The organism is Schaedlerella arabinosiphila, from assembly GCF_003885045.1.
GTDB lineage: Bacteria > Bacillota > Clostridia > Lachnospirales > Lachnospiraceae > Schaedlerella > Schaedlerella arabinosiphila.
Genome location: NZ_RHJS01000002.1, coordinates 721090 through 741613, shown reverse-complemented (window position 1 = coordinate 741613; position 20524 = coordinate 721090). Strand labels below are relative to the sequence as shown.

The 20524-nt window shown below is 45.5% G+C and carries 18 protein-coding genes and 3 pseudogenes; 5 read left to right on the top strand and 16 right to left on the bottom strand.

All coding sequences use genetic code 11. The features are described from left to right. Positions 1 to 209 precede the first annotated feature (209 nt). On the bottom strand, positions 210 to 482 hold the full coding sequence (locus tag EBB54_RS03940; RefSeq protein ID WP_125126437.1) for a hypothetical protein: 273 nt from the start codon (positions 480 to 482) through the stop codon (positions 210 to 212). 189 nt (positions 483 to 671) lie between these two features. Between EBB54_RS03940 and EBB54_RS03935 the strand changes: the two genes are divergently transcribed. Continuing rightward, positions 672 to 899 carry a hypothetical protein gene (locus EBB54_RS03935; protein ID WP_193554336.1) on the top strand — a complete coding sequence of 76 codons (228 nt, stop codon included), beginning with the start codon at positions 672 to 674 and terminating at the stop codon, positions 897 to 899. A gap of 439 nt (positions 900 to 1338) precedes the next feature. Here the strand turns inward: EBB54_RS03935 and EBB54_RS03930 are convergent, their stop codons facing one another. From EBB54_RS03930 to EBB54_RS32125, 11 genes and pseudogenes are all read right to left on the bottom strand, one after another. After that, a complete protein-coding gene (locus EBB54_RS03930) occupies positions 1339 to 2865 on the bottom strand; it encodes a DUF4885 family protein (RefSeq protein WP_243127866.1) in 1527 nt (508 codons plus the stop codon). Further along, positions 2789 to 3220, bottom strand: coding sequence for a 6TM ABC transporter family protein (locus tag EBB54_RS30345; RefSeq protein WP_125126435.1), 432 nt, complete (start codon positions 3218 to 3220; stop codon positions 2789 to 2791). The genes EBB54_RS03930 and EBB54_RS30345 overlap by 77 nt, the downstream gene beginning before the upstream one ends. Before the next feature lie 76 nt (positions 3221 to 3296). Continuing rightward, positions 3297 to 4532 (bottom strand): ABC transporter permease, encoded by a 1236-nt coding sequence (locus tag EBB54_RS03920; protein ID WP_125126434.1) that lies wholly within the window; start codon positions 4530 to 4532, stop codon positions 3297 to 3299. Positions 4533 to 4537: 5 nt separating this feature from the next. Continuing rightward, positions 4538 to 5416, bottom strand: a complete 879-nt coding sequence (locus tag EBB54_RS03915) for an ABC transporter ATP-binding protein (RefSeq protein WP_125126433.1) — start codon at positions 5414 to 5416, stop codon at positions 4538 to 4540. Continuing rightward, on the bottom strand, positions 5388 to 6158 hold the full coding sequence (locus EBB54_RS03910) for a hypothetical protein (protein ID WP_125126432.1): 771 nt from the start codon (positions 6156 to 6158) through the stop codon (positions 5388 to 5390). Before EBB54_RS03910 ends, EBB54_RS03915 begins: the two co-directional genes overlap by 29 nt. Before the next feature lie 3 nt (positions 6159 to 6161). Then, positions 6162 to 6671 carry an RNA polymerase sigma factor gene (locus EBB54_RS03905; protein ID WP_125126431.1) on the bottom strand — a complete coding sequence of 170 codons (510 nt, stop codon included), beginning with the start codon at positions 6669 to 6671 and terminating at the stop codon, positions 6162 to 6164. 252 nt (positions 6672 to 6923) lie between these two features. Continuing rightward, positions 6924 to 7495 (bottom strand): annotated as a pseudogene (locus EBB54_RS03900) (CHAP domain-containing protein); the annotation flags it as partial. A gap of 131 nt (positions 7496 to 7626) precedes the next feature. Next, on the bottom strand, positions 7627 to 8493 hold the full coding sequence (locus tag EBB54_RS03895; RefSeq protein ID WP_125126430.1) for a PD-(D/E)XK nuclease family transposase: 867 nt from the start codon (positions 8491 to 8493) through the stop codon (positions 7627 to 7629). A 21-nt stretch (positions 8494 to 8514) separates the two neighbouring features. Further along, on the bottom strand, positions 8515 to 8721 hold the full coding sequence (locus EBB54_RS03890; protein WP_125126429.1) for a hypothetical protein: 207 nt from the start codon (positions 8719 to 8721) through the stop codon (positions 8515 to 8517). Positions 8722 to 8736: 15 nt separating this feature from the next. Next, a complete protein-coding gene (locus tag EBB54_RS03885) occupies positions 8737 to 9606 on the bottom strand; it encodes an arginase family protein (protein WP_125126428.1) in 870 nt (289 codons plus the stop codon). Positions 9607 to 9628: 22 nt separating this feature from the next. Next, positions 9629 to 10164 (bottom strand): annotated as a pseudogene (locus tag EBB54_RS32125) (nitroreductase). Positions 10165 to 10243: 79 nt separating this feature from the next. Here EBB54_RS32125 and EBB54_RS03875 point away from each other — a divergent pair. The 4 genes and pseudogenes from EBB54_RS03875 (at position 10244) to EBB54_RS03860 (ending at position 13007) form a co-directional block, all read left to right on the top strand. Then, a complete protein-coding gene (locus tag EBB54_RS03875) occupies positions 10244 to 10678 on the top strand; it encodes a winged helix-turn-helix transcriptional regulator (protein ID WP_330554356.1) in 435 nt (144 codons plus the stop codon). Between the two features lie 69 nt (positions 10679 to 10747). Beyond that, positions 10748 to 10908: pseudogene (locus tag EBB54_RS03870) on the top strand (helix-turn-helix domain-containing protein); the annotation flags it as partial. A gap of 34 nt (positions 10909 to 10942) precedes the next feature. Continuing rightward, positions 10943 to 11749 carry an ATP-binding cassette domain-containing protein gene (locus EBB54_RS03865; protein ID WP_243127514.1) on the top strand — a complete coding sequence of 269 codons (807 nt, stop codon included), beginning with the start codon at positions 10943 to 10945 and terminating at the stop codon, positions 11747 to 11749. Between the two features lie 277 nt (positions 11750 to 12026). Next, the gene (locus tag EBB54_RS03860) at positions 12027 to 13007 is read left to right on the top strand and encodes a hypothetical protein (protein ID WP_125126426.1); all 981 of its coding nucleotides are present in this window, start codon (positions 12027 to 12029) and stop codon (positions 13005 to 13007) included. A 133-nt stretch (positions 13008 to 13140) separates the two neighbouring features. Here EBB54_RS03860 and EBB54_RS03855 read toward each other — a convergent pair whose 3' ends face one another. The 4 genes from EBB54_RS03855 to EBB54_RS03840 form a co-directional block, all read right to left on the bottom strand. Continuing rightward, on the bottom strand, positions 13141 to 14676 hold the full coding sequence (locus tag EBB54_RS03855; RefSeq protein ID WP_004069787.1) for a response regulator transcription factor: 1536 nt from the start codon (positions 14674 to 14676) through the stop codon (positions 13141 to 13143). Next, entirely contained in the window at positions 14654 to 16534 is a 1881-nt protein-coding gene (locus EBB54_RS03850; protein ID WP_125126425.1) for a sensor histidine kinase, read from the bottom strand. Before EBB54_RS03850 ends, EBB54_RS03855 begins: the two co-directional genes overlap by 23 nt. Continuing rightward, on the bottom strand, positions 16501 to 17202 hold the full coding sequence (locus EBB54_RS03845) for a DUF624 domain-containing protein (protein WP_125126424.1): 702 nt from the start codon (positions 17200 to 17202) through the stop codon (positions 16501 to 16503). The genes EBB54_RS03850 and EBB54_RS03845 overlap by 34 nt, the downstream gene beginning before the upstream one ends. A 97-nt stretch (positions 17203 to 17299) precedes the next feature. Beyond that, on the bottom strand, positions 17300 to 20473 hold the full coding sequence (locus EBB54_RS03840) for an alpha-mannosidase (RefSeq protein WP_125126423.1): 3174 nt from the start codon (positions 20471 to 20473) through the stop codon (positions 17300 to 17302). Positions 20474 to 20524: the final 51 nt, after the last annotated feature.

Sequence of the window (20524 nt, the reverse complement as noted above, 5' to 3'; positions counted from 1 at the left end):
TCTGAACAATTACATTATATACCAGATGGAGATTTGATTCCTAGTTGAAAACTTTCAGTTTCCATGCACAAATTCTATGGCGGAGACATGGGAAAGTGGAAAAATTATATGTGGAATTGAAAAAAGGAACTGGAAATTTTCCAGTTCCTTTGTATGCCATCGTATGCAAAAGCGTTGCCAGCGACAGGTATTCTGTATGTCTTATTTAATCAATTCTCCTGGCCTCCCCAAAGGAATTTTTTCCGCAGATAGTCCGCATGCTCCGGAGTGATCGCGCCGGCGCTGATTTCTGCTGTGTTGATGCTCCCGTATAACTCCCCCCACAGGCAGTCAAGCAGGGAAGATCCTTTTTCCAGGCCTTCTTTATAAGCGTCCAGATCATGCTGCAGGTAATCCGGCAGTCCAAATTCATAAGAACGTTCCCGAAGCTCCTGTACAGAGGGTTCCGCGGCAGCTTTGACATCCACATCTTTTTCCTGCATTGAAACGTCCACCTCCAGTCCTTTTGTTTCTTGGTTTTAGTATATTGTCTCCCTTTTACGTTGTCAACCTTTTTGAGCGGCAGTATCATGATCAACCAATTTTACTCTGGTATTTCTTGGCTTCCGGGCTAGATGCAGATGTCAGCCTCGTGACCGGTGGAGGTATTTTTTCGTCAGTCAAAAAACAGATTGTCATTTGACAAGTACCAGGTTCGTTCATCGAGAGGAATCCGGAGGTACTGGTTATTGATGTCGCTGGCACATTTGATTGCATGTACTGGATGTGGCGAAGCCATGTCTTTTGAAGATGGCTACACTTATATCTATAGCCATATCCAGGAAGAACGGCTCCGGTTCGTCTACCAGTGTGGGGCAAGACACGCTCTTTTTGAGGATGTTTTGGCATTGGTCGCATAAACTTATTGTGCAATTTTCTGAATTTGCCCATTTATAGTTCCAAATTCGCCTGCTATTTCTGCTATTGAATATCCCATCATTTTCATCAATAGTATTTGTAGATTCTTTCGTCCTGTATCCAGCAGGATATGTAAAAGATGTTCATCATCAATGGAATCCAACAATGCGGAAATGTTATCAATCTCTTGCTCAACCTCTGTTGGACTTCCCCAATCAAAATGTTGTGGGAAGGATGCCCGATGATCCTGAAAGCGTCTTTCACTCTTAAATTCCTCCCAGTCACTGCTTCTTAATTCCAGTATGGATTCCTCGTCCCATACCCAGGGTTCGAAGCAGTGTCTCTTCCGTTTCCTTCCATTGTTTCCACTTCCGTTCTTCCCTCGCTTTATTAAAACCCATTTCTAAATAGAGAATGGAAATTTTTGTTTTCGAAAACTGTTTATACTGCGGCATCAAACAATACACCATTTTTGTATCCTATCGTAAGAACCGCGTCAATTCCCCTGTTCCATCCTTCTTTTGCGATTCGCCGGTATTGATCGTAATAATCTTCGAGCCTAAAGGAGACTGCCTCTCCGCTTTCAGCCATTTCCTTATATTTATTCGAAAGAACCTCCCACAGATCGCTGCCGTCAGGAGTATAGAATCTGCCGTTTTTATTTTCCAGCGTTCTCAGATCATAATCGGTAAGCTGCTTTACCATATGGTAGACTGCCGCTTTCGCCTTATCCCCCTGCACATACTGGTTTGATCCCTGCTGTCCTATATTGATATTGCTCTGATTGCAGTATGAAATATGGTTGTAAAGAGAATGGCCATTCTCTCCGAAATTCAATGCAGACTCAATCTCCGCGGCAAGATCCTTTTCCACTCCCTCCGCATGGATCCTGTAATCATACGGATCTACTGTCAGACGCAGTTCTGTGCCGTCAGGGATTACGATTCCGTTCGCTGAAAAGATCTGATTGATACAGTCATTGATTTGTCCGCGCATTTCCTGATTGTATTCCTGATCGGCCTGAAAGGAATTACAGCCTCCAAATGTCCTCTGGATCACCGGATCGTAACCATTGAGAGACGGCTCCCTGCCGCACAGCATCCCGATCTCCTGCTCCATCCCGATCTCCCGTTCCAGCGGTGACAATCCCCGGATGTAATAGGGGGATTTTGGATTATAGTATTTATCACGGATATGCCCTTCCGGATTTGCAAATCTCAGGTTCTCTTCGTTCTGTTTTTCATAATATTCGTCCAATACTTTCAGGTACTTTGCATACTTAAGCGCCGGATTAAATTTAGGAAATGCGTGATTCGGGTCTGCAGGTTTCCCGGAAACCTTTTCATCCTGTGATACCTCCCCGATACTTTTTGCTTCCGTCTGCTCCTGTGGCACGTTCTCTCCCTCTATCGTTTCCTCCTCTTCACCTTCCGCAGGCAGATTCGGAAGTAATTCCTCCTGCCAGTCCGTCTGGCCGACGCCATAGCCATATTCCGTATCAATATCCAGCAAATGCTGATCTTTGTACTCCAGGCTCAGGGCATAATCCGGAGAGCCTTCCCATCCGGTTTTCGCCAGCTTCTCATAGCCTTCCTGATATTTCTCCAGCTGGAACGGAGAATAGGCTTCGGCTTTTTCCTTTAACTCCAGCCACAGATCGCTCCCATCCGGCGTATAAAACTTTCCGTCTTCATTTTGAAGCTCACGGAGGTCATAGCCTGTCATTTCTTTCACAAGATGGTAGAGTACGGATTTTTCAGCTGTCTCCGAGTTATATTGGGAAGGGTTATCATATCCGAATTTTGACGGCGCGCATCTTTGGATATGGGTAAATAAATTAAATCCATTTTGCCCCTGGTTCAGTACCTTTTCAATTGATTCTGCCAGCGATTTATCCTCCAGCCCTTCCACCCGGATATAGTAGTCGCAGGAATCTACTGTCAGGCGGAGGGACTGCCCTTCTGGAATCTGGATTCCATTTTCCTTCTTCCAAGCTAAACTTTTTTGCCTTTGTATAAATGTCTTTCTGTATCCTTTCCACTATACGATTTTGTAATAGCGGCTCAAATAAATAGCTGGCACTCCCATTGATAACTGCAATAACAGTTGATAAGAGAAACATAATCCCTATTATTCCAAGAAAATAACCGGTTTCTTTTTTCATAAGAGTGTTCGTAATATATCGTAAAATGCTGAGATTTATTACATTAAATATACTTGTAAGAACTGAAATCGTAATCATCAACAGAATGTATTGTTTGTCTATTTTCCAAATATATTTAATACAATATAGAGTGTTATTAAATGTCTTACTTTCTTTCAAATAGTCACCTCTCCTTACGTACTGTGGAAAAAAGGATTCCTTTTTCCACAGTACAGAAGCTTCTGTACGTAAACTTTTACTTATTTACCTGATGGTTTTTGAAAATCCAATACCCCGCCGCGGAAAACAGAACAGCGCCCGCCCCGTTTATGAGCATTGCCATATCCGGCCACCTTATTACTACGTTTCCTATGCTGTAGGCCGTATAGGAATTGAACCCGAAGTCCACGATCTTTGACGGCAATAATGACACTATATGGTTCCAGGTATACCATCCCGTATTCACCGACAAAAAGGTTGGCAGGATAATAAAAAGAAACATAATAATAATCACGCCATAGGTGTTATTTAATAATGCGGATATCAAAATTGTGATTCCGGAAATCCCCAAGGTAAGGATGTAAGACAAAATTAATGCATAAATCACTGCCTCTCCTATTGTTAAATGGTAGCCAACTGCTCGCGTTGGATATACCAGCTGAATCGGCAAGTCCGCGCCAGCCCTGCCAAGAAGTCCAAGATAGACTGCCGAATAACTCAAAGTAATTCCCAAAGATACACAGGTTGTAAATAGCCACACCGTAATAATTTTGGCTGTTATCAACTTACTTTTTCCATATTTCATACATAAAAACAGTGAGTCGCATTTTGATTGATATTCCCCGGAAAAGATCGGCGCGATTCCAATACAGATGATCATCATGATCATGACAGGCCACGACAGCGTATTCAGGATCATTTCCCATCCTTTCTGATACCCATATTGATATTCTGGTATTTTTTCCGCTTCCTTTTCCCAAGAATCTGCCTCTATGGAAGTAAGCTTACCCGACTCTTCTCTTAAATGAATTATTTTCAGATCACGCTCAAGCCGGGCCTGCCGAAAATCTTTGCCAACATTCCTTTCAAGAGCATCTATCACGCTCTCCTCACTTCCCGAATCTCGGTATATATTTCCAATCATCATCAACAGATCTCTATTGGGCAGGAAAAATTTTTTATATTGCTCCTCAGACAGATAATAATACGCTTCGTTATTTGAACTTGTATTGGGATCATGAATATACGTCAAATACTGATTCACAATTTCATCCACTCTATCCTGTGTCAGTTCCTGCCGCTGCTGTATATCTTTCAGTCTTTCAACAGCGCTCATTCCACTGATCGCCTGTCCATTCTCATCTGTTGTCGTGATTTCGATAATACTCATATATACACAAAAAAGCAAAAATAGACTACATCCAATCATTGATATCTGCGTCAGTCTGTTTTTCCAGATCTTCTTCCACTCATATTTAATCATTCCACCCATCCGCTTCACTCCCCCGCTTCCATTTCATCAGAAAAACACTTCAGATATAAGTCCTCCAAAGTTGGCTCCACATTGACGGCTCCGTCAATAGGAGCTTCCAAAGATACAATTCTGGCATCCACATCATTTGCCAGCACATGCGAATTAACAACGCAGTACCGGGATTCAAATCCTACCCATTTTTTATGGGGGATACGGCACGACCACACTTCCCCTTTCACTTTATCAAGCAGTTCTTCCGGTGTGCCCTGTAAAATAAAATCTCCTTTTTTCATCACCAGTACCTGATCAGAAATGTATTCTATATCCGATACAATATGAGTCGATATAATGATGATCTTATCTTTTGACATTTCGGATATAATATTGCGGAAATATGCCCGTTCTTTCGGGTCCAGGCCTGCCGTCGGTTCATCCAAAATGAGAATCTTAGGATCATTTAGCAAAGCCTGCGCGATTCCCAGTCTTCGTTTCATCCCACCCGAAAAAGTCCTTATTTTGCTGTTTGTCTCTTTTTCCAAATTTACCAATCTTAAGAGTTCTATTGTTTTTCTCTTTGCATATTTGGGCTCCAAGCCTTTAATGGAAGCGATATACAGCATAAAATCCTTCGCGGTAAAACCTGGTGTATATCCAAATTCCTGCGGCAGATATCCCAATATATCCCGGAACCGCTCCCCCATCTGTATATTATTTTCACCATTTACCTTTACTTCTCCGGATGTAGGTTCAATAATTCCACAGATCATCTGCAAAAGTGTCGTCTTTCCTGCGCCGTTAGCGCCTAAAAAACCATATATCCCTTCTGATAAAACTGCATCAATCTGTCTGACCGCAATTTTATTTTTAAATTGTTTAGAGAGATGTTCCATAATTAATTGCATTCAGATTTCCTCCTGTTCTTATAAAAAGTTTCCGAACTTCTATTATCGTACCAGCCAGAGCTATGATACCTGTGCAGAGCCATATACTGAAATATGCTGTCTGATATATTTTCATATCTGTGATTTTCACGATCATGATCGCGCAGCATAAACACACTCCCCATGTTTCTATATATAAAGACATATATTTCTCTCTGCATCTATTTAAGATCAGCATACATCCAAAACACATAATGACATAGGGGACGATTCCATATAAGATCACCTGCCAGATTGCAGTATCTTTATATATAGAAATACCAACTGCCATAACCACGAAAAATACCAGATCAATCAGCCCAAATGTCAGCAAACGCACGATAAGCACTCTGCTGAATGAATTCTTAGCTGTCATCTGTATCTCTAACATTCCCGGCTGAAATATATTACATATCTCATTTGCATTAATCAGGCATAAAACCGGACCAGCTATTGCAGCCAACGTCCAAATCCAGTTACTGGTCTCCATATGTTCTGTAAAAATCAGAAGCAACATCAAAACAGAAAAGAACGTCTTTAAAACCCATGTCTGTTTTTTTATAAAACGTAGTTGATCACAAAAGAATTCTATATTACTCATTCTCAATTTTTCTGGATGCAGCTTTACCTTCTTTGCTTTTCTTATTGTTTCTTCATATTTAGAAATATCATACATAGGTACTTCTATCTTATTCAGTTCTTTTTTCAAACGCCTATTAATCATAATTCATAACTCCAATCTACTTTTTAAGGTTTTTTCAGCATTTTTTAATTTATATCTTATCGTTGAAGCTGGCATACCCATAATTTCGGAAATTTCCTTAATTATATGATCCTGATAATATCTCAAAATGAGAATTTCTTTTTCTAACTCTTCCAAGGAACTTAGCGCTTCCCAAACACTTAGTTGTTCTATTTTTTTATCAATTCCTCCATCATCATATTTTTCAGCTTCGAAGTCTGTCTCTAAATCTATCTCTTTTATTTTTCGCGCGTGATCTCGAATAGAATTCCTGGCTATTACATATAAATAATTTTTTAGTTTCCCATATTCTCTGTACCTTTCAATTTCCTTTATAAACTTAAGAAACACATCTTGTGTGATATCCTGAGCCACATCTCTATTATGTACGTGATAAAAGCAATACTTATATATACTCATATAATTTTCTTGTATTAATGCATCTATTTTGTCTTTGTCAATAGCAATTTTTCTCCATTGTTTATTTTCAAACACAAAACTTTCTCCTAATCTTGTCTTTTTATTTTCTTAATCTCTATAAGCCCTTCTATAATGTATAACGAATCAAGAAATAAAAAAAACAACTTTTTTCAAATTTTTTTCATTTTTTCTGTTTACTATTTTTTCTGTTCCTATAGTTCTATATATGATTTGCCCGTCAAAAGGCTTCTGCACCACGATATCTTGCAGAAATACTGTAATTAAAACCGCATCATACGGTATGACGAGGGACTTTTGACTGGTAAACTCGCACTTCTCCACAATCCCCACATGATCCGATCCCCCATCCCAATCCCAATCAAAAAAGATAATCGCCCCCGCCGCCGGACTATATCCGTTATCCTTCCATTTCCCATTGCTCCGGAATAATACCGCATCACATGAGGAACATATTCCGGGTCTCCATAGCCAGACCAGCCATGGGCTGCCGCCTGCTCCTGGGAAAACTGCAGGGCGTTTGCTTCACTGTAGCCGCCATGGTTTTGGATGGCCCAGGATATGTACCCATTCCCATAATTATAGCCCTGAAGGCTGAGCTTTAGCTTGTCCAGATCCTGGGGCCCCGTGCATCCGGCCTCCTGGACGCAGTATGCGTAATACTGAATCCCGACCTGAATGGAATACTCTGGATTTGTGATTCCGTTGGGGCTGTTGGGATATCGGGTATTGAAGGGGCACTCGCTGGCCTGCATGGAATCGTTCCCCTGCCCCCTGGATTCCTGCATCATGATAGCCTGTATAACCTGTACATATTCCAGGATTCCATACTCATTGGCATACCGGCGGATCACCAGAGTGTAATCCAGCACCTCCTGGCTTTCCTGCAGGCACGTTTTCCCAGAAACGTTTTGTAAAGAACTTTTTAATCAAGTTCACAGAAAATTTATATTTCCGGGCAAAAAAATAAGGCCAGGAACCTGTTTTTAGATTCACGGCCTACGGTTTTGTTTTATGCTGTCCGCTCTGCTTTCAATTTTTTCACTTCGTCAAGAGGAAGTCCTGCATATTCCGCAATCTTTTCAAGTGTCAACATTCCATCTTCCAACATTCTTTTAGCAGTATTGATTGCCCCTTCTTTTATGCCCTCTTTTACACCCTCTTGTAAAGATTCTTTTCTCATATCCTCCATGACTTTGCACATGATTAAAATGCCCTCCTTACTTTCCTTGAAAAAACGAACTCTGTCTGCCAGTGTCGTATAATGCATATCTGCCGCATTCGTACATGAAAAATCATGCATGAGTTTTCCGATTGGTGTATCTCCACGATAAGCACCGTTTACGTACAGTATATGTGAACCGTCCTCAAATCTTTCTCCGGTTCCTAAAAAGCAGCGCTCAACCGGATAGAGTGGCAACCCTTTTCCTATCACATCATTTTCCGTGATGAACACTACCCATGTTTCCGGAAGATTGTCAAAATCATCACCTTTCTTCAAAAGAGCTGCGTCCATCATGCTGGAATTATACCTTGCTCTTTTTCTCCCGGCTCCTTTATCGGCCCGTTGGATTTCAACATTTATTTTAGCACCGGTACTGTCAGTAGCAAGAATATCAAACCTTACGGAACGATTCAACAAATTCTCCACAAATACCTGTGTACGAACGTCCAGCACCTTTAAATCCGGCTTTTCCAGTACAATTTGCAATACCAGTTCTATGCTTGCCGTATCTCCCTCAAAACACTTTGTGAGGAAATCATCATCAAGCAGACGAAAGCCTCTTAGCCTCTGTAAATCTTCCTGATGTTTCTGGTCTATCTGTTCCGTCACTGTCAATCTTCCCACCTGCTTTCCCTTCCTTTTTCGTATCTCCATACTACCATAAACCTCCTGATTTTACAAGCCGGCTGACAGATCTTTAGGGTTCGTATATTGTCTCCTTTTTACGTTGTCAACCTTTTTGCATCTCCCTGAACGTACCAGCCGTTCCTCCGCCAGATCTTCAATTTCAGGGTCAACAGCAGAAAGCCCTTCTATAATCTTATTTTTTGCAGTTGCTGTCAAACCATCCTTATTTGGACTCGACCATATAACGATTATCATATTCTTTTCCGCCTTTTATTGAAAGATAGGGATGTCACCAAGCGCTTTTCTCATGTTAAACGCATCCCAAGGCAGATGTTCGGTAATACTCAAACCTACAATTTCTGCTACAGAGGAAATATTATTTAGCAATCGACAGATTTCGCTTAGTTTCATGCGGCCAACAGCAGCTGGAAAAGCGTCAATATCTGTATGCGGTTCCGCAGGATAAATACATCTAAAATCGTGGGGAGAAAGTACGTCCAAATCCCAATGCACCGCTACAAATTGAATATTTTCTTTTTTAATCCATTCAAGTACCGGAGAGCTATTCTCCGCTAACTGTTCAGGAGACGCCATATGTAAATGCAATTCTTTACAAGCCATATCCATCGGCCTTAGTTGTTCCTCAATCAAACCACCCAAAAAAACTTTTTCAGGACAATATGGATGTTCTACACTCGTAATTTTTGAATTAGGATTAAGCCCCAAAAGATTCGCTAATGGCATTTCGTGCAGATGGGAAGATGCAGCCGGACTTGAAATATCCGGGTGTGCATCTAACCAAAGTATACCAATATGATTTTCATATTTTCCCTTTAAGTAATCAAAGGGAACTTGCGTAACAGAACAATCCCCGCCAAATACAATCAGACGCTCTGGATTGTTTTCCATTAAAATCTGTTTCACTTTCGCCATTTGCTCATATAGCGATTCCCCAAAATCCACACCATCTTCTGTTTGGCAATTTGTATCAAAATTTTTATCAACACAAATCGTAATGCTCTTATCCGTTGTGCTGGGCGGTGCAATGAATGAGAGTAATTCTGCGCCAAAAACATAGTTAGGGTTTACGCCTCCTTGCCACTGGGGACATGTCAATCTTAATGTTTGTTTCTTAGACATACTTTATTCCTCCTGTTATCAGTTACTGAATATAGAATATATGATTTTCTTTACGAGGAGCAGCTTGTGGAATCGGTCCGTCAGGATAGCCAGGGACACAATGCCCAATACCTTCATATTCTTCTGTAATACCAAGTTGTTTCAGAATATCCATCCCCTCATCGGTTTCAAACGCCTCTTTGGCACGGTGAATCCAACAGCTTCCAATGCCAAGAGAATGTGCGGCCAGCATTAAATTTCCCATAACAAGGCTGCCGTCATATACCCGATTGCTCCAGTTTTTGTCCGCTAATACAATCAGGACAACGGGAGCGCCATAAAAAGGATCAAATCCAGGTTTCCATCCCCCAATCATTTGATTCATTTCAGAAAGCCGATCTCGCAACTCCTTATTTGTGACAGCATAATGATTGCTGATTGCTTTCCCATTCCATTTGCTGCATAAGTGCCCGCAGTAATAATCTGGTCAATGATTTTTGCCGGAATCATTTCAGGCTTAAATTTGCGGATGCTCCTTCTGGTTTGAATTGCTGTCAATATCTCGTTATTCAGTTCCATTGATACACCTCCATTTGACTTTTTTCTGCCCATATTGTAACATTGTAGAGCAGGAACAACAAGTACGCACTTTTATAGCATGTACTCTATTTTAGTAGAGCGTGGAGGTTATATGTCAGGGACTAAAAAAAGAATATTTGCAGAACACGGAATCCAAAACACAGGTTTTTATCACACCATGTCATTAGTTAGAGGAAAATATAAACTTCCAATACTGTATTGTTTATATTTGAACGGCCCTACCCGCTATAATGAGATTAAGCGGTTGATGGAAACCGCTACGTTTCGTTCACTAACCAACGCCTTAAAGGGTTTGGAGGAAGATGGCTTGATTATTCGCCATGAATACAACCAGATTCCGCCAAAAGTAGAATACAGCCTTTCAGAACTGGGGCAATCTCTAAGCCCTGTTTTGGAAGTCTTTTGCAGATGGGGTGAGGAACATAGAGACGGTAAAGTGCCAGTATCTATATTAAGTAAAGTGATTGATGAAATGAACGAAAATAAAATATGACATTACATGAAACTTAATTACATTCACATACTATCACCAGAAAAGTAAAATGACATAGGGTGATATTGTATGGAAGATTACAAAGGAAAATTTGACTTTCACGGGCTGGGGCAGGCAATCCGGCGAGCCAGAGAAGAACGAGGCTGGACGCAGGAGTATGTTTCAGAACTTGTGGGGCGTGGAGCCCGAACATTATGAATATCGAGAACAAGGGGCAATACCCAAGTTTTGGAGTTTCTTTGCAAAGCTAAAAGCAGAGCAAACATGGGACGGATTGTTTTTTTAGGTATTGCGCATGTTACGCCCGGCAGGCAGGCGAAAAAACAGATTTTCGAAAGGAACATGATGAAATTAATCATAAACAATCTAACAAAAAGCTATGGATTAAATACCGTACTTGACGGTATAAACTTTGAGTTTGAATCCGGAAAAATTTATGGATTGGTTGGAAAAAACGGCGTCGGGAAAACGACGTTCTTCCATTGCCTGAACGGCATGACGCAGAAAAACGGCGGAGATGCCCTGCTGGCTATGGATGATCACTGTGCTCAGCCTTTATCGCCAGGAAATGTTGGATTTATAGAATCCACACCGGTTCTTCCCGAATTTCTGACCGGAAGGGAGTTTATTCAATTTTTAATCGATATTCAGGAAAATCCCGAAACCTTTTCGATTGATGGACTGTTTGATCTGGTAGACCTGAGCAGGGAAGATCAGGAAAAACTGCTGAAAACATATTCGCATGGCATGAAGAATAAGATACAGTTCCTGACCCTGTTCATTTGTAATTCTCCGGTTCTGTTTTTGGATGAGCCTCTGACCTCCCTGGACGTAGTAGCGGCGTCAGATATTAAAAAAATAATCTTGAAAATGAAGAAAGACCATATCATTATTTTTTCAACTCATATTCTGCAGTTAGCGGCAGATTTATGTGATGACTTGGTTATTCTTCATGATAAAAAATTGACTCTGTTAGACAATAACATGCTGCGTGATAAAAATTTTGAGGAAAAACTCATAAACCTATTAAAGGATGGTGAACATGACGAAATATGTGAAAGCTGTTTTTGAATTCCAAGACAAAATATATCTGTCTGGCTCATATGAAAATGCCCGTTAAAGAAGGAATCTTGTCTTTTTTAATAAACGAATATCTCCTACAGTTTATCTCCGCAGGATTCGTATTTTATATTTTCTGCGTTTTATTCCTTCGTAATCTTATGTATTTTTTTGCATTATCAGCCGCATATATTTCCCTGCAGTTATTAAGCGAGTGCGTGCATCTCTTTTTTTCAAACAGGCAGGCATTCCATTAGAAAAGAAGAAAATTTTCAGCCTGTTTCTGTTTATGTTTTCATTAGCCGGCGCATACGGTCCGCTCGTGCTTTCCAGTCATCTGTTAATCGTGAAATTCCTGACCGGCAAATTTTTCATATCGGCATATTGTGTGATCGGAATCTGCAGCGTATATTATATTTTTTTCCTTTATGACGGGTATAATGATACGCTGGCCGGCCTGTTTAAAAAGGAGAGCCTGACAGAAGAACTTGCGCGGAAAAGGCAAGACGCAGTCTACCATTCTGAAACAGAGATCGAACGGATCAGTACGCAGAAAATAAAAGAAATGCGTGGATACAGGTTCATCAATGGCTTGTTCATTTTGAGAAATAAAAAGCAGCTTTTTAAATATCTGAAACGGCGTTTGATTTTTTTGACAGCAGTTTTTATTTCCGCAGTCATTGGTTTTGCCGACCGTCCTTTGGAAACCAAACTTATATTAAGCAATATCTATCTGTTCGTTCCTCTATTACCTGTGATTGCCGCCGCTCATTCCCACGGGGAAGGGTTCTGCAAATTTTATTATACCCACTTTGACAGTAAACTGCTGGTATATAGTTTTTACAGGACTCGAAAGGCAATCCTACAGAATTATTTTATGAAACTGAGACTTGTTCTGAAATATAATTTTCTACTTGCAGCCGCCTCTGGGTCACTTCTTCTGGCGCTGTTTTGTATGGCAAGGATCGACATATGGAATATTCCGTTTCTGCTGCTTGAGATCACAGTATTCGCTTTATATGCGGTATTCGGGATTCAGCACGTATCGGTTTATTATTTATTTCAGCCGTATATAAAGGACAGTACCGTACAAAATCCCATACTGTTTACGGTACAGATGCCTGTGCTGATCTTAACATATATTTTTACAATGCTGCGTTTACCTGCGGTGACGGTCATGCTGATATTTCTTATCGGCGGTGTGATCTATGCCCTCATATGGATCTTCGCCGTTTCTGTCAAAAGCCCTGCGGCGTTTAGGCTGAAATAACTGCCGACCTGCGGCAAAACATCATCGGAATCATCACACAAACGCGAAAAAAAGCCGGTTTTCTTGATCCGACTTTTTTCCCAAACATTCGGAAGGCCATCCCCCGCTTTTGAGCCCCCGCCTTCCGAATGTCTCAATATTTCTTCATATTGCGCAGCGACGCCGGAGACACCCCGTAGCACTGCTTGAATTTCCGGTAAAAATAACTGGTATCCGGATACCCGACTTCCTTGGCAATGTCATTGATCTTCATATTCGTATTCAGAATCAGATCCTTTGCAATCTTATTTTTCGTGTTGCTCAGATACTGGGTAAAGGAGCACCCCACCTCCTTCTGGAAAATCTGCCCCAGATAGGACGCGTTCATATGATATTTGTACGCCAGCGTTTTCAGATTCATGTCCTCTTTGTAATTTTTCCGCACCTCCTCCATGATCTGCTTCACCACCGGCGTGTACTGGGAATCCTCGGTATGGAGGTAGAGGATGATCTCCGTGATCTCCGAAATGAAAATGGTTTTCAGCCCGAAAATGTCGTCCGCCTGGTAGATCTTTTCCACCATTTCCGTAAGGGCCTGGAGGTTCCTGGACTGCTCCAGCTTATATTCCACCTTGATGTCCTGCAGAAGAATCGCCATTTTCAGGGCAAGCTGGTACAGGACGTCCACATCCACCTCGGATTTCAGGTTATTGATGAAAAGATCCTCGATATAGTTCAGCGCGCCCTCCTTGTCCTTTTTCAGGATCATTTTCCGAAGAAGGTTCTCATCAATGGCCACGTCCTGGTTCTTCCGTTCCTTGATGTAGCTCTCCGTAATGCAGGAGCCGTAGCCTTCCAAAAGCCTGTATTTCTGCAGCCTGGAAATGATCTTGTAGGACGGCGGCAGCTCCTGGTACGCCCGGATCGGCGGGCCGATCGTAATGAAGCTCATGATGCCGAAGGAGCTTTCCAGATGATTCTGAAATGCCCGGAAAGTCTCGGACGCCTCCTGGCTGCCTTGAAGAATACCTTCCCGTTCTTCATATAAGAGCAGAAACAGCGTGTCCGGCGACAGGTAAATGGTTTTCAGCTTCCGGGGCAGCTTCTGCAGCCCGATCAAAACGTCCTGCATGCCGTCCCTGGCTTCCAGGCTGTCGGCATCGATCTTCATCATGGCCGCCGTGACGGATTCCTCCGGGCCGATCTCCGGCAGCATCCTGAGAAAGGTCTCCGCCTCGTTTTTGTCCAGCTTCCCCTTAAGAAATCGGTGCCAGCCGATCTTGTCCTCCATGCTCCCTGCCTTTTCCCTGGCAATCTCGTCAAAATGCTCCGCCGCATGGATCAGCGCCTGTTTCAGCTGTTCCTCATTGACCGGTTTCAGGATGTACTCCTCCACGTCCAGCTTCAGTGCGGTCCTGGCGTATTCAAATTCATCATAGCCGGATAAAATGATGCACCTGGTCCTGGGATTGATCTTCCGGATCTCCTCTAAAAGCTCCAGGCCGTTCATCAGCGGCATCTCCACGTCCGTCACCACGATATCCGCAGGTTCCCTGCTGAACATCTCCAATGCCTCCCGCCCGTTGTGGGCCATGGAAACCACGGTCATGGAAATCTCTTCCCAGTCAATGATACAGCGTATCCCCTGGAGGATAAACTCCTCATCCTCAACTAACATTACCTTTTTCATGCTCTTCCCCTTCTTCCGCACAACCGCTCACCCGGTCTTTGCCCGCGTCTTCCTCCGCTTTGGCCATCAGTACCACCATCAGCCCTTTGGGCTGTACCGCCTCCAGATAGATCCCGTACTTCTCACCATAGACCGCCTTAAGCCTCCGGTTTACATTATGGATACCGATGGATTCATTCCGCTTTTTCGTCCCGGCCTGTTCCTGTGGTTCCCGGCCCTTCTCTGATTCCGGTTTATTCCGCGGATTTTCTCCGTTCCGCCTCTCCGCCTTCGCATTCTCCCGCAGCTTTTGCCCGTTCCGCCTCTCCGTCTTCACATTCTCCCGCAGCTCCCTGTTCATCTGCGCCAGCTTCTCCGGGTCCATGCCCCGGCCATTATCCTTCACATAGAGAAACAGCGTGTCCCCTTTTTTCTCCCCGCGGACCTGCACCAGATTGTCCTGCCGCTCCCGCTCAATGCCGTGGATAAAATAATTTTCCATCACAGGCTGGAGCACAAACTTGATAATGGGCAGGGACAAAAGCTCTGCCGGGCATTCCACCTCCGACCGGAAACACCCCTGATAGCGGTACTCAAACAATTCCAGATACTGCTTGCAGTAGTCCAATTCCTGCCCCAGGGTGATCACATCGGCCTCCTTTAACTGGCTTCGGAACAGGACCACCATGCTGTACAGCATTTTTCCCACTTCCCGGTCCCCGTTGCAGATGGCCTTCATGCGGATCGCCTCCAGGGTATTGTACAGGAAATGTGGGTTGATCTGGCTTTGGAGCGCCTGCATCTGGGCATTTTTCCGCTCGATTTCCTCCAGATAGCTTTTTTCGATATAGAGCTCCAGCTTTTCACACATCCCGTTAAAATTGTCCGCGATCATGTCCAGCTCGTCCTCTTTTTTCCCGGTTTCCAGGCGCACCTGAAAATCCCCGGTGGTCACCTGGTTCATGGCGTCCAGGATGGCTTCCACCCGCCCGGCAAACCGTTTCGCATAATAGTCCACAAAGAAGATCCCGATCACGCCTGCCGCCGCCCCCGCTGCCAGGATGGCCAGAAATGTGGTCCAGGGCAGACGGGCGGCCTGCCGTTCATCCAGAAATGTATGGATCTGGTATTCCCCCGCCGACTGGCTGCGCACAAAATAGTGCCGGTCCTCAAGCCGAAGGGCATAGTCCGCTCCCTCCGGGGACTGGAAGATCACCTGGTCCTCCCCGAAAACAACTGCCATTTCCGCAAACGGGCTGAAGCTGCGGATTTTTTCCAGCGCCTGCTCCGCCTCAAATGTAAACACCATGCAGCCAGCCGGTTCCATCGTGTTCATTTCCCGGACTTCCTTCACATAGACAAGCTTCCCCGGCACGCAATACTCCTGATTCTGAATCTGGGCCAGCCGCACCTGCCCGTCCTTCCCCGGAAAGACGATTTTCTCCGGGCGGCATTCTGTCAGCTGCTGCGTCTCATAACTGACCAGTTCTATTTTTTCCAACTCAGAATACGCCTCAAATGCCTGGTTCATAAAGTAAAAGACACTCTTATATACCAGCTCCTCCGAGGAAATGTAGCGTCTCAGGGAATACTGCTGGTATTCCTCCGGTTCCAGCCGGAAATACTGCAGGAGATCCTCCAGCTCCGACTGGGAGCGGTAGAGGTCCCGGTGGAGGTAATCCGCAATCTGCTCCACCCCTTCCGCATAGGCAAGCGCTTCCCCGCTGATCCGCTCCAGCTCCTCCCGGCCGTTTTCCAGCAGCCTGCCTCTGGTGGCGGACATAAAGTAAAGGACCAGAGCCGCCACAATGCAAAGCACCATCGCGGTATAGGTCCGAAACATTTTCAAATACAGTTGTTTTGGTCTTTTCTTCTCCATGTGCCTGCCTCCAGCATCCGAAAGATCTTCTGATTTATAAATACTACCACAAAACCATACAGGCTGACAACAAACAATACACAGATTCCCGCCTGAACTTCCAGAAGCATCAGGACAAATGCCAGCGCCGCCGTATTTCCGAAGGTCAGAAGCGGCTGGCCGATGCACAGCACCAGCGCCCCCTTCCAAATATCCCGGATACTCATGTCATATCTGGAGGCCAGCAGGTACAGATCCGGCGTCATCAAAAGGCTCACCGCAAACAGCAGGATAAACAGAAGCGCCAGCAGAAATACCGGGCACTGAACCGTAAAAAAACGGATATTCGTCCAGAACATCCCGACCATCCATGCCTGGATCGCCGCAACACCCAGCTTTTTCAGAAACCCGTCTTTATACCCTGCCCAATAGTCTTTCCAGGCCGAGACTTCCGTCCCTTTGAGCATCCGGTTCATGGAAAAGAATACTCCGCACAGCGCAGGTCCTGCCGGAATCGCGCAGAGCAGAAAGAGGGGCAGGAAGGTCTCTGCCTGGCTGATTCCCACAAACACAAAAAATAGCAGCAGGGGAAGATTGGACCCCCAGAAAAACAGATTGACCAGCAGAAAATAGATGATTTTCTCGCACGCTCCCATCATTTTTTCTATATGAAATATTTCTCCAAGCATCGTAAATCCTCCCGTTCTTTTTTTGTATACCGATCCGAAACGGCAGGCAGTCCCGAAGTCTGCCGTTTCGGATCGTTTTTTTCAAATTCCGCCGTTCTCAAAGCTGAAATAAGATCGTCTTAATTTCGTAAGGATGGAGCTCCAGCCTGACTTCGCCTCCGTCAAATGCCGACAGCGGCTGTTCCATCAGGCTTCCTTCCGCCCATGCCCGGTATGCAAATGCCGGCTTCACCGTTACATTCTGCCTTGCCCCTGCAAAATCGTGGAACCGCACCACCAGATACTGGCCGTCCTCGGAGCGTTTTACGGCGTCGATCTCCACCTGTGCATTGTCCACTGTGAAGAAGCTCCCGCTCTCTGCCTGCTCCGCCCCTTTGAACACATCCGCCGGGTTGTTCAGGGCATATCCGGACTGAACCACCTGCCCCTCCACAAAGTCTCCCTTGTGTGGAAGCAGCGCATAGGTAAACTGATGCTTTCCAAGATCCTGAAGATGGTCTGGCTGCAGCCCCGACCGAAGCAGGGAAATGCGCATCACGTTGTCCTTCACGTCATACCCGTATTTGCAGTCGTTTAAGAGCGCCACCCCGTAGTTCCTCTCCGACAGGTCCGCAAACCGGTGTCCCACGGATTCGAATCTGGCCTGATCCCAGCTTGTATTCCAGTGGTTGGGCCGGCGCACGTTGCCGTACTGGATGTCGTAGGTCGCGAAGGTACTCCGCACGTCCACCGTAAATGCCGCCTTGAACAACTGCTGCCGTTCCTGGAGATCCACGTCCGTCCGGAAATCAATCCTTCTGTCAAAACGGTACAGGATCATATCCTGGGAAATGGATGTGTTCATGTACTTCCATTCCATGTGAACCACCAGCCGCAGCGGCCCCTGGCAGGTCACTTCAAAGGCGGTCAGATCCGTAACCTCCCGCATTTTCTGCTGATAGAAAATGTCAATGTCCCAGGCGTCATTGTCCAATGGCTTATCCTCAAATACCTGCAGGACGTTTCCCCGCTCTCCCGGCGCCAGCACTTCCCGCGCTTCCTGCTTATCATACAGCCGGGTAATCTGCCCGTAATCATTCAGGGTGATTGAGTAAAACGGGGTTTCCAGTTCCTTTCCATGAACCGTGAATATGCGCTGGCCTGTTTGATCCATTCCGTCTGCCGCTTCTTTAGCCTTCACCTCAGATCCCTTTGCCTCTGCGGCGGTTCCCTCTTTACAGAACAGGACTCTCCGATGCCCCATGGAGGGCACATCCGGAACCTGTACATAGTACATTCCATCCCCCTGCTGGGAGGGAAGCACGTTTCCTGCCCCGTCGGTGAATACCCCGCTCGCTGTTTCCGGGATTTCCGCCAGAATATCCGACTTCCATCCGGACGCGTTGTAAACGGTATAGGCATCCTCCGCATTTTGCAATACCTGATCCCGGTAATCCGCGATGACTTCCTCCCCGATCTGCCGAACCATTTCATAATCCCTGCGGGAATCCTCATACACCTCATGGATCGAGGAGCCGGGGATGATATCATGGAACTGGTTGGTCAGGATCATTTTCCATCCCTTTGTCAGCTTTTCCTGCTCTGCCCCGTCCAGGTTCTCTTTCCCCACAGCCGCCATGGCGGTGAGCCATTCCGCCTTCCGGTAGAGCAGCTCCATTTTCCGGTTCATGCGCTTGTTATAGCCCTGGCTGGTGTATGTACCCCTGTGGTATTCCAGGTACAGCTCCCCGTCCCAGGTATGAACATACTGCTCCGTATCCCTCACGTTCTCTTTCAATTTCCGGAAATACGCGCCTGCCGTGGATGTCTTTACATTTGGCAGGCCGGGGATTTTATCCAGCCTTCTTCTGGCTTCCAGCAGATCCCGGTTCACACCGCCGCCTCCGTCTCCGTATCCAAAGGAGATCAGCAGATCCTTGTTCATTTCCTTCTCGCTGTAGGAATCCCATACCCCCTTCACAGTCCGGCCGGTCAGAAGGCCGTTGTAGGTATAGAACCAGGAGTCAGGCCCGTTCCACGGTTCCGGAGTGGTGATAAAATGGGTCAGCACCTCGGAGCCGTCCATCCCTTTCCAGCGGAAGGTATCGTGGGGCATCCGGTTGTACTGGTTCCAACTGATCTTCGTGGTCATAAACATGTCGATCCCGGATTTTTTCAGGATCTGGGGCAGCGCCCAGGAATAGCCGAACACGTCCGGGAGCCACAGGTATTCCACGTCTTTTCCAAATTCCTCTTTCAGGAAACGGCTGCCGATCAGGAGCTGGCGGGTCAGGGATTCCCCACTGGTCAGGTTGCAGTCCGCCTCCACCCACATGCCGCCGTCTGTCTCCCAGCGGCCCTCTTTCACGCGCTTTTTGATCTCTTCGTAGATTTCCGGAAAATCTTCTTTGATATATTCGTAGATCTGCGGCTGGGTCTGGAGGAAGATATACTCCGGAAACAGTTCCATCATACGCAGCACCGTGGAAAAGGAGCGGGACGCTTTCTCATGGGTATGCTTGAGCCGCCAGAGCCACGCCATGTCGATGTGGGTGTGCCCCACGCAGTGAACGTTGATCCTGGACTCTTTTCCCATGCCGTCAATCTTTTCATTGAGAAGCTCATCTGCCTGTCGGACGGTTTCGTAAAATACTTCGCTCCCCGGGTAAGACCAGTCAATGCAGTGGCTGGCCTGATCCAGCGCAGTCCGCAGGTCGTATTTCACAGGATCTCCATCGTCCAGTTGACCGACTGTGTCCAAGATCAGGGAACCCAGATAATAGAGGTCGTCTGTCTGTTCATCCAGACAGGCCAGATCCGCCCGTTTGATCTTGTGCTCCTGCTCCCTGGGCACGCCGCCGCCCTCCAGTCCGGACCAGAGCCGGAAGGTCAGACGGAAGCGTTTTCCGCACAGCTCTTCCGGGAAAAATACTTCCATGTGGTTGATGTCCACTCCCTGGTAAGGCTTTTCGTTGATATAGCACATGGCCTCAAAGCCGGAGTTGTTGCCTGCCCCGGTCTTGCCGAAGTCAAAGATTCCGACCACCCGCTGCCCCTTCCATTCCTCTGGGATCTCAACCTCTTTGTGCATCCAGAGATAACGGTCCCGGCCTGACCAGCAGTCTCCCACCCGGATGGTGTCCCAATCGTCAAAGCAGACCGGCACCACCGGGTTGACCACGCCCTGCACATCCTCGCGAACCGCAAATTCTTTCAGTTCTCTGACATCCCGGTATCTGTAGTTTTTTACTTCATGGATTCTTCTGTCTAATTTTCTGTCTGTATGGAACATGTGTCTTTCAGCCTCCTGTTTGAAGTCATTTTATATTTTCTATGTCAATCT